The sequence below is a fragment of the Peristeroidobacter soli genome (assembly GCF_004138485.1).
GTDB classification, from domain to species: Bacteria; Pseudomonadota; Gammaproteobacteria; order Steroidobacterales; family Steroidobacteraceae; genus Steroidobacter; species Steroidobacter soli.
On the sequence record NZ_RYEV01000015.1, the window covers coordinates 1 to 10,649 of the forward strand.

A 10,649-nucleotide genomic window follows, 5' to 3' on the forward strand; every position below is an offset into this window, starting at 1 on the left:
CCGGACGGCAATCTCTACGGAGCCAGCCAGGGCGGTGGTGAGAATGATCTGGGCACCGTATTCATGATCACGCCCGACGGCACGCAGACCGTGCTCCATTCATTCAGCGGCGACTCCGACGGCGAATATCCGGACGGCGGTCTCACTCTCGGCCGCGACGGCAACTTTTACGGAACGACGAGCGGCGGCGGCGAGTACTGGGGAGGCACCGCTTTCAGGATCACGCCGACCGGCACGAAAACCGTGCTCTGGTCGTTCGGTGCCGACTACCGGGACGGCAGTGCACCCTACGGCAAGCTGCTGCAGGCGAGCGATGGCAACTTCTACGGAGTGACTTCTCTAGGCGGCGACAATGGCGAGGGCACGATCTACCGCCTCACTCCATCCGGAACCGAAACGGTCGTGCACGTCTTCGACCGCCTCGTCGGCTACCGAGGTTCGATTGCAAGCGGCGGGCTCATCGAGGGCAAAGATGGCGCGCTCTACGGGGTCATCGGCCAGCAACCCACAGCTCCTGCATTCGGGACGATCTTCAGGATGGCGCTCGACGGCACCGTGACGACGCTGTGGACATTCGAAGATGCCGATGGCATCTATCCGATCGGCCAGCTTCTGCAGGCAAGCGACGGCAATTTCTATGGAGTAACCCAGTATGGCGGTGCCGCTGGTCAGGGAACCATCTACCAATTGACTCCCGACGGTGGCTTCTCGGTACTGTATTCGTTCGACCAGGGAACGGCTCAACGTCCGTCGGACGGGCTCATCGAGGGCAGTGACGGCAACCTCTACGGAATGACGAAGGTGGCCTGGGCTCCCGGCCAGGGCTCACTGTTTCGAATCACGCCGACGGGCACGCTCACCACGCTGTATTCGTTCGCGGAGGCATCCACGTATGGCTCTCCCTATGACGTTCTCCTCAAGGCTGCCGACGGCGCGCTGTACGGCATCTCGCTTTCCGGAGGCGCGAATGGCGCCGGCAGCGTGATTCAGCTCAAGTGATGGAGCTGAAGGCGCGGCCGAACGGCAACGGCGCCGTGGTCAGATCAACCGCCTGCGTGTGCGGCACTTTCTGGATCTGCATGGAGAGTGTCGCGAGCACGTGGCTCTGCTCCCGCTCGTCGAGTGAGGCGATGTCCCCAAGCACGTCACGCCAGTTCTCTGAAGCGGGGACGCGCAGCGCACACTGCATCAGTCCGAGAGTGTTGTGATCCATTTGCGAGAGCGAGTCGAGAGCCGACTGCAAGCCCGCCATGCGCTTTGCACCCCGCGCTGCTGATCTGTTTCGTTCCATCTCCGCGGATCAGATGAATCCCAATCGTGCGGAGCGTGAGTCAGCGGCTCGTGCGCGCCAAGGCGCCAAACGGGGTGAGCGGTGAGGGAGCGCGATACGAATTGAGGGAACAGTCCTAGGCGCATCACATCAGACGCCCGGCCGGAACCTTTTTTCGTCATGCGTTACCGATGCGCTCGACGACTCGCTCCAACTCGCATCCGTCCATACCGCGCACACCACGCTCACGACATTGGAACGTTACTCATGAACAGGTCCCTCTCTTGGCTCGGCGCCATTCCACTCACACTCCTGCTCGCGGCGTGTGGAGGCGGCGACGGCGACAGTGCCAGCGCCCCCGCGAACACCGATGGTGGTAGCACCGCGAACAACGGCGGCAACACCCCTGTCGACACTTTTTCCATCGGTGGAACGGTTTCCGGACTCCCCGATGGCACTCAGCTCTCCCTTCTCGACAATGGCGCGAACGCTCAGTCGATCACCAGCAATGGTCCCTTCACGCTGACGGAAAAACTCTCTGCTGGCAGCGCTTACAGCGTCACGCTGGGCGCGAAGCCGACGGGTTATCAGTGCAATGTCACCGGCGGTGCCGGCACCATGCCCGCAAGCAACATCACGGATGTCGCCATCGCTTGCACTCGGATCACCGTCACTGTCGGCGGCTCGATCACCGGCCTCAATGCTGACGGCCTGACGATCACCAACGGCAACGACACACTGGAGATCCCGGCCAACGCGACAACGTTCACGCTGCCGACAGCACTTGCGATTGGCACCCCGTACAACATTGCCGTCAGTCACATCCCGACTGCCGTGCATTGCGACGTGAGCAATGCATCGGGAACGGCCGGTGACACGCCGGTCGACAACGTGAGTGTTTCGTGCGGCCCCGCTACTCTGTCGACGGTCTACTTCTTTTCGGAGACAGATTCTCCTTCTACCGCAGTAACTCCGGGTCGGGACGGGAATCTCTACGGGATCTCAGTCGGCGTATGGCCAAACCCGGGCCCCGACACCATTTACAAGATCACTCCCGATGGATCCAGGACCGTTCTCTGGAAGCTAGACACGGGCTTCGATGGGAGCGAACCGAGCAGTCCGCTGTTAGAAGGCAACGACGGCAACTTTTACGGCATGACGGACCAGGGGGGCACCTACGGAGAAGGCACGGTGTACCGGATCACCCCCGCGGGAGCCGAAACGGTGCTCTGGTCATTCGGCGGCCCGGGTGATGGCTGGGCTCCGACGGGCCAGCTGCTTCAGGCGAGCGACGGGAATTTCTATGGCATCACCTGGGACGGTGGTCCCGGAACCAGGGGAGCGATCTTCCGGCTCACTCCCAACGGCGAGGAGCGCGTAATGCTATTCCTGGGCGACTATGATCTGGACGCCAACTGGTACAGCGGCTTGATCCAGGGTCGCGACGGCAATCTGTACGGTCAGGCCGAAATGGCTCTCTTCAAAATGACGCTCGACGGAACCTTGTCGATCGTGAGCTCGTACGCCGGTCGCGAACACGACATCGGCAATTCCCCCGTCGGGAGCCTCATTCAAGCGAACGATGGCAACTTCTACGGTGTCATGAGCCAGGGCGGCGCCTATGGCGCAGGAACCCTCTTCCGGGTGAGTCCCTCGGGTGCGACCACCGTGCTGCACGCCTTTGGCGGCGATGTCGATCCCGACCAGGACTACGGGGATTCGCCAACCGGTGCGCCCTTCCAGGCGGCCGACGGCAACCTGTATGGGGTCAGCGAGGACGCTCTTTACAGCGTCACACTCGACGGTACCTACACCGTACTGCATTCGTTCCAGGATGACGATGAGACGCAGGGATACTCCCCGATAGACACGATCTCCCAGGGTGCCGATGGCACTTTGTATGGCGTGACGACAGGCGGCGGTCCGAACGACCACGGAAGCGTGTTCAAGCTCAATTGAGGTGAGGTCGTCGAGACAGGCCGCGCGAGAAGGAATCTTGCGCGGCCTGTTTTCGTTTCACCATCGCGAAATACGCCGCTTCCAGGTCGCGCGTGAAGTACATCGTGTCGAACAACGGACACGTCATCCTGCTTCGTGCCAGTCCACGGGTACATCACATATCAGACGCCCGGCCGGAACCTTTTTCCGTCATGCGTTACCGATGCGCTCGACGACTCGCTCCAACTCGCATCCGTCCATAACCGCGCACACCACGCTCACGACATTGGAACGTTACTCATGAACAGGTCCCTCTCTTGGCTCAGCGTCATTCCACTCACAGTCCTGCTCGCGGCGTGTGGAGGCGGCGACGGCGACAGTGCCAGCGCCCCCGCGAACACCGATGGTGGTAGCACCGCGAACAATGGCGGCAACACAGCGAACAACGGCGGCAACACCCCTGTCGATGACACCTATTCCATCGGTGGAACGGTTTCCGGACTCCCCGATGGCGCTCAGCTCTCCCTTCTCGACAATGGCGCGAACGCTCAGTCGATCACCAGCAATGGTCCCTTCACGCTGACGGAAAAACTCTCTGCTGGCAGTGCTTACAGCGTCACGCTGGGCGCGAAGCCGACGGGTTATCAATGCAATGTCACCGGCGCTGCCGGCACCATGCCCGCAAGCAACATCACGGATGTTGCCATCGCTTGCACTCAGGTCAGCGTCACTGTCGGCGGCTCGATCACCGGCCTCGATGCTGACGGCCTGGCGATCACCAACGGCAACGACACACTGGAGATCCCGGCCAATGCGACAACGTTCACGCTGCCGACAGCCGTTGCGGGCGGCACGCTCTACAACATTGCCGTCAGTCACATCCCGACTGCCGTGCATTGCGACGTGAGCAATGCATCGGGAACGGCCGATGACACGCCGGTCGACAACGTGCGTATCTCGTGCGGGCCCGCTACTCTATCGACGGTCTACTCCTTCCAGGGATCAGAGTCCCCTGCTGCCGCCGCAGTCACTCCGGGTCGAGACGGGAATCTCTACGGTGTTACAGACGCCGGCCAAGACAATACCGGCACCGTATACAAGATCACTCCCGATGGATCCAAGACCGTCCTCTGGACGTTCGGCACGGGCTCCGATGGGTGGGAACCGTGGCTAAGTCCGCTGTTGGAAGGCAACGACGGCAACTTCTACGGCATCACGGAGCAGGGGGGCACCTACGGAAGCGGTACGGTGTACAGGATCACCCCTGCGGGAGCCGAATCGGTGCTCTGGTCATTCGGTGGCCCGGGCGATGGCTGGGCTCCAACGGGCAAGCTGCTTCAGGCGAGCGACGGGAATTTCTATGGCGTGACCCAGCAGGGTGGTCCGCAAAGCCGTGGAACGATCTTCCGGCTCACTCCCGACGGCGAGGAGCGCGTGATGCTATTCCTGGGCGACTATGATCTGGACGCCAACCGGTACAGCGGCTTGATCCAGGGGCGCGACGGCAATCTGTACGGTCAGGCACAAACGGCTCTCTTCAAAATGACGCTCGACGGAACCTTGTCGATCGTGAGCTCGTACGACAACATCAGCAATTTCCCCCTCGGGAGCATCATTCAAGCCAACGATGGCAACTTCTACGGTGTTACACAAGGTCTTATGAGCTGCTGCGCCTATGGCGCAGCAACCCTCTTCCGGGTGACTCCCTCGGGTGCGATCACCGTGCTGCACACCTTTGGCAGCGATACCGATCCCGACTACGGCTACCTGTATCCGCCAACCGGTGCACCCTTCCAGGCGGCCGACGGCAAACTATATGGGCTCACTAATGCCGCTCTTTACAGCGTCACGCTCGACGGTACCTACACCGTACTGCATACGTTCCAGGATGAGGATGAGACGAAGGAATACTACCCGATAGACACGATCACCCAGGGTGCCGATGGCACTTTGTATGGCGTGACGAAACGCGGCGGTCCGAACGACAACGGAAGCGTGTTCAAGCTCAATTGAGGTGATGCCATCGAGACAGGCCGCGCGAGAAGGATTCTTGCGCGGCCTGTTTTCGTTTCACCATCATGAATTACGCCGCTTCCAGGTCGCGCGTGAAGCAACGCCTCACACCTACCATCGTTTCGCACACTCGACGATCGATGACTTCGAGTCCGTCGAGGGCTCGGTACTTTTTCGCTCAACTTCGCATTTGAGAGCGGTTCTGTCGGCGGGAATCAAACCAGAGGCAGCGCTCGCATCCTGGGTCATGTCGCCAGTCCCAAAGATGCGATCGCCTGATTTCGGGGAACTCTCTGACGGAGCTCTGTCACTCATCCGACCGGCGCGAGGAGCGTTGATGTCAAGAGAGCCCGCCGGAAGGAATCATGAAGTTCGCCATTCAGTCACCATCCAGGTCTGGTCTGATGACAGCCGTTGTGCTGTGTGCGCTAGTCGCGCTCGCCGGATGCCACGACCACAAACAGGTCGCGCAAGCCACCGCCGCCACGCTGCAGTCGATCGAGATCACCCCCCCGAGCCCCAAGGTGGCCGTGGGTACGTCGGTTCAACTTACCGCCACGGGGATCTGGAGTAACAACCAACACTCTGACCTCACCGGCTTGGCAACGTGGAACTCCTCGAATCCCGCGAACGCCAGCGTCGGGGCGAGCACGGGCTCGGTTCACACCTTCACAGTAGGGACTGCAGCCATCTCGGTGTCCTACGGTGGGCAAAGCGCGACAGCGAACCTCACCGTGACGCCGGGCGTGTTGATGTCGGTTGCGGTGACACCTGCCGCGACGACGCTGGCGGTGGGTACCAGCGAACAACTCATCGCCACCGGGACTTTCTCCGACGGGACGACCCAAGATGTCTCCGCCGATATGACTTGGAGCTCCTCGGCATCCGCTATTGCGACCGTGAGCAGCTCCGGCCTGGAGCACGCGCTCGCCGTCGGTCCAGAGACCATTACGGCAACATGCTCCGTGCCCAGCTTATGCGGCACCCTCTCGGGTAGCAGCGCTGTTACGGTGACCGCGGCAGTACTGCAATCGATTCAGGTGACACCGACCTCTGCGCGTGCGGTCCCAGGACTTACACAACAGTTTACCGCCACCGGACTCTTCGACGACGGCACTCGCCAGGATCTGACGAACAGCGTCACATGGGCCTCGGACAACCCCGCGGTGGTCACGATCAGCAACGCGATGGGCAGACAAGGCCTTGCGAGCTCCACCAAGGTTGGAACGGCAAACATCACCGCTGCATCGGGAGACCTGGTCTCAAGCGCCATCCCGTTGACCGTCACCGGCGCCTCTCTGGCGTCACTCGATATTGTGCCTGCCACCCCGAGCATTCCCGCCGGGACAACACAACAGTTCACGGTGACCGGCACCTACAGCGATCATACGACCCATGACCTTACCGACACCGTCGTCTGGTCCTCCAACGCCCCTGACGTGGCGACGATCAGCAACGCGCCGCCTTTTGGACTGGCCACGTCATCGGGTGCGGGCAACAGCACGATCACCGCGGCTTCGGGTGATGTTCGAGCTTCAGTCAGTCTGACGGTGACGCCAGCCATTCTCGAGTCCATTCAAGTGAGCCCCAGCCTGCCCAGCGTGGCGCTGGGTCTCACGCAACCGTTCATCGCTACAGGTTTCTACAGCGACGGCACACACCGGGACATCACAAACAACGTGACTTGGGCCTCCGATACACCCAGCGTTGCCACGATCAGCAACGCGATCGGCAGCAATGGGCTGGTGACCACCGCGGGCGTCGGAATCACACGCATTACCGCCACTTCGGGGAACATTGTCTCGAGCCAGGTCTCCTTCACTGTGGCGGCCGCCACATTGTCGTCGATCGCAATTGCACCTTCTGCGCCGAGCATACCGCTCGGCACGACGCAGCCGTTCACGGCTACGGGCACCTACACCGACGGTACGACCCACGATCTGACGAGCGTGGTGGTCTGGTCCTCGAGCGACCCCCAGGTCGCCACAATCAGCAACGCGACTCCATTTGGCCTGGCCACCGCGAAGGGTGTTGGCCAAGCCACGATCACCGCCGCCGCACAAGGCATAGAGGCCTCGGTGCCCCTGGTCGTGGGTGACGCGACCCTGCAGTCGATCCAGGTCAGCGCAGACTCCGCGAGCGTTCCGCTAGGTCTCACTAAACAATTCACCGCCACCGGCATCTACACCGATGGCACGACTCACGACCTGACGAGCAGCGTGACCTGGACTTCGGATACTCCCTCCGTCGCCACGATCAGCAACGCGGCGGGAAGTTGGGGACTCGCGAGCCCTCTGCAACTGGGCTCCGCGACCATTACAGCGACCTCCGCCACCACCTCGATCGTTTCACAGGGAGTGACTCTCGACGTCACGCCCGCGCTGCTCACGTCGATCGAGATCACGCCCTCGACACCCATCACGCTCTTTTCCGGCACTGTGCAACAACTCAGCGCGACAGGCTCGTACAGTGATGGGACCACGCAGGACCTGACGCACTCAGCTGCTCTCACTTGGAGTAGCACCACCGACAACGTCACCGTCCTCGACGGGCTGGTCACCGCGATCAGCGTTGGGACGGCAACCCTTTCCGCCAACGTGCGGGAAGTTGTCTCCAACAACGTCGTTGTGACGGTCAACGCGCTCACGTCACCCGCCAATTTGAGCTATACGACCATGGCGATTGTTTACCTGCAAAATCAGCCTATCACGCCGAATCTGCCCAGCAGCTCAGGCGGGCCGATCAAGAGCTACAGCGTATCGCCAGCATTGCCCGCCGGCCTGGATATGGACACTGGCACAGGCGTGATCAGCGGCACACCAACGGAGATAGTAGCGCAAGCGCCATACACGGTGACCGCAAGCAACGATATCGGCAGCATATCTACTACTCTGCAGATCAAAGTCGCAGCCGCGTCGGCCGCCGGTCCCTATGTGCCCACCTTTACTGTCGGTCATGCTCAGGTGGTGCCAACGCCGCATGTGTCGGGGGTCGACACGAACGCATTCAATGACAGCGTGTTCCCGTTCCTGCCGAGCCAGGATGGATCGACCATGATCCTGTTTTGGGGGGATGGTTGGGCGCATCGCTACGCCGGTCCCGACCTGATGCATATGCAACCGGCGCCAGGAACTCTGGTAACTCGCACGCGGGCACCTGGAGTCCCATCGGGTCCAAACGCCTACGACTATAACGGCGACTGGATGAACGAAGCGCACCGTATGGCAGACGGCTCGCTGGTTGCATTCGTACACGCGGAGAACCACATTTTCTCCGATGGAGTCTACGGTGAGCAGAACTCCACGGGCCTGTGGATTTCGACGGACGATGGTTACTCCTGGACGGACTACGGTCAGGTCGTCGGTTCACTGAAGCCCGCCAATGGCGGGGGCTATCACGGATCGAACCTGAACGTCGGACCTATCTGGGACGAAAAAAATAGCCGCTGGCTCGGCTACGACGGGCAAGTACCCTATGTGTCGAAGGACCCGCATGGCATGCCCGGTACGTGGTTTGCGAAGGATTCGAACGAGCAGTTCACGATTCCTGTGGATCCGACCGTTTCGCATATCGGTGCTACCGCCGTCGACAGCCTGCCGGCTAAGACCAACGGCGGCAATCTTTCCTTCAACTCATACTTGAACGAGTTCGTCATGGTCTATCAGTGCAATGGCGACAATACCAATGTCCACATTTCGTTCAGCAAAGATGGTTTGAATTGGGGTGGCAACACGATTCTGGCGTGGGAGTCCTCTCCCGGTACTGCATCGTACCCACAACTCATTGGCACGACCGACCAGGCTGGCGGCCAGGACATGCAACTCGTCTATGAGCGCACGCCCCCAACCGGGCACAATCGCAAGGACATCGTCACTCGTCCCGTACACTTTAATTGAGCGCCCATGCGCTTCTTGACGCGTGGTGTGCCGGTATTACATCCGCAGGCATCGAAAAAGGCATCGTCCTTCTGAACCCCGTGGGCAACGGTCCACGTTGAGCCACGCTAGAAGCGGGGCTCGCGAAGACCCAGCGCACGCAGGCTCCGGCCGTCAGTGACCGCACTGCCGTGCGCAAAGTGACGCTGAAGGAACGAAATGGAATCGTGTTTTCGCGCGCTTCCATTGACCACCAGAAACAGTCCACGAAGCGCAGATGTCGCAGGTTCGAAAGCTGTCACCTCAACCCCCAACTCCGCTTCTCTCCGGCGAGAGTCTTCAGGGCAGATGTTTCGACAGCCCTGCGCGCCGATGATGGCGATCGTCTGCCGGATTCGGCTTGGTAGTCCTCTACCAAGCAACTTCAGCGCACCGAGGCCTGCTGCCTGCTGCTCATCCAACGCGCGAATCAACTCTCTTACGGAAACGATCGCCCCCTAACCAGACATGTGACGAAGTTCCGCGCGCTCCGAGAGCGAATGCCGGCCAGGCAGGTGGCGCAATCGCCTGCCTCACGTGAGTTGTGCCCCCGCACGGATACCCACCTGACACGACGCCTCATCCCACCTGTTCGGTCGGTTCGATTTCGTGAGGTGCCAACGGATCATGCCCTTCATGTCCGGGTGCGTCCGGTCGTCGTCCGTCAGCAGTACAGGAAACTCACTGATGAAAGCGTCTCTTCCCGGGCTCGGCCTTCTGGTGCTCACGGTCGCGCTCGCTGCGTGCGGTGGTGGTGGCGGTAGCAACGGCAGTGGCGCTGACGCCGGAAACAACGGCGGCAACAATGACGCCCCTCCTCCGACCTTCGCCGTCGGCGGCACCGTCTCCGGTCTGCCCGATGGTGCGCAACTTTCTGTGACCGACAACGGCGAGAGTGCGCAGACGATCTCCACCAATGGGCCATTCACCCTGAATACGAAAGTGCCCAGCGGTACTTCGTACAGCATCTCTGTTGGCACACAGCCCGCCGGCTATCAGTGCGCAATCACTGAGGGCTCAGGCACGGTGGCAGCGAGCGACATCGCGAATGTCGCGATTGCCTGCACGCAAATAACGGCAACCGTCGGCGGCTCGGTCGATGGGCTGATCTCCACCGGGCTGGTCCTCGCGAACGGCAACGACACATTGAATGTGCCCGCCAACGCAACGACGTTCACGATGCCGACGGCTGTCGCCAGCGGTGCCGATTACAACATTGTTGTTCGCAGCAGCCCCACAGGGTCGCGCTGCACGGTGAACAACGGCTCCGGAACGGGCGGCGACACGCCGGCAAGCAACTCGAAAGTTTCATGTGAGCCGGCGACCGCCTCGGAGCTCTACGCTTTCGGAAGTCCGCCGGGCGCATCGTACCCGGCCGGAGCTCTGGTCGAGGGCCCGGACGGCAATCTCTACGGAGCCAGCCAGGGCGGTGGTGAGAATGATCTGGGCACCGTATTCATGATCACGCCCGACGGCACGCAGACCGTGCTCCATTCATTCAGCGGCGACTCCGA

Annotated in this window: 6 protein-coding genes; 5 read left to right on the plus strand and 1 reads right to left on the minus strand. The window is 61.3% G+C overall.

Going from position 1 to position 10,649, the window contains the following annotated elements:
• A partial coding sequence (locus tag EKO19_RS38045; RefSeq protein ID WP_217705862.1) for a choice-of-anchor tandem repeat GloVer-containing protein occupies nt 1-999 on the plus strand: 999 nt, incomplete at its 5' end.
• Here the strand turns inward: EKO19_RS38045 and EKO19_RS38050 are convergent.
• Nucleotides 992-1,213: a hypothetical protein gene (locus EKO19_RS38050; protein WP_129782674.1), complete on the minus strand. Its 222-nt coding sequence runs from the start codon at nt 1,211-1,213 to the stop codon at nt 992-994. The two genes, EKO19_RS38045 and EKO19_RS38050, sit on opposite strands and share 8 nt — an antisense overlap.
• Nucleotides 1,214-1,537: 324 nt before the next feature.
• Between EKO19_RS38050 and EKO19_RS38055 the strand changes: the two genes are divergently transcribed.
• The 4 genes from EKO19_RS38055 to EKO19_RS38070 all read left to right on the plus strand — a co-directional run.
• The gene (locus tag EKO19_RS38055) at nt 1,538-3,229 is read left to right on the plus strand and encodes a choice-of-anchor tandem repeat GloVer-containing protein (RefSeq protein ID WP_175597354.1); all 1,692 of its coding nucleotides are present in this window, start codon (nt 1,538-1,540) and stop codon (nt 3,227-3,229) included.
• Between the two features lie 279 nt (nt 3,230-3,508).
• Nucleotides 3,509-5,221, plus strand: a complete 1,713-nt coding sequence (locus EKO19_RS38060; protein ID WP_129782676.1) for a choice-of-anchor tandem repeat GloVer-containing protein — start codon at nt 3,509-3,511, stop codon at nt 5,219-5,221.
• A gap of 365 nt (nt 5,222-5,586) precedes the next feature.
• Nucleotides 5,587-9,117: a beta strand repeat-containing protein gene (locus tag EKO19_RS38065; RefSeq protein ID WP_129782677.1), complete on the plus strand. Its 3,531-nt coding sequence runs from the start codon at nt 5,587-5,589 to the stop codon at nt 9,115-9,117.
• Nucleotides 9,118-9,822: 705 nt separating this feature from the next.
• Nucleotides 9,823-10,649, plus strand: an 827-nt coding sequence (locus EKO19_RS38070; RefSeq protein WP_217705863.1) for a choice-of-anchor tandem repeat GloVer-containing protein, incomplete at its 3' end; no start/stop codon positions are given.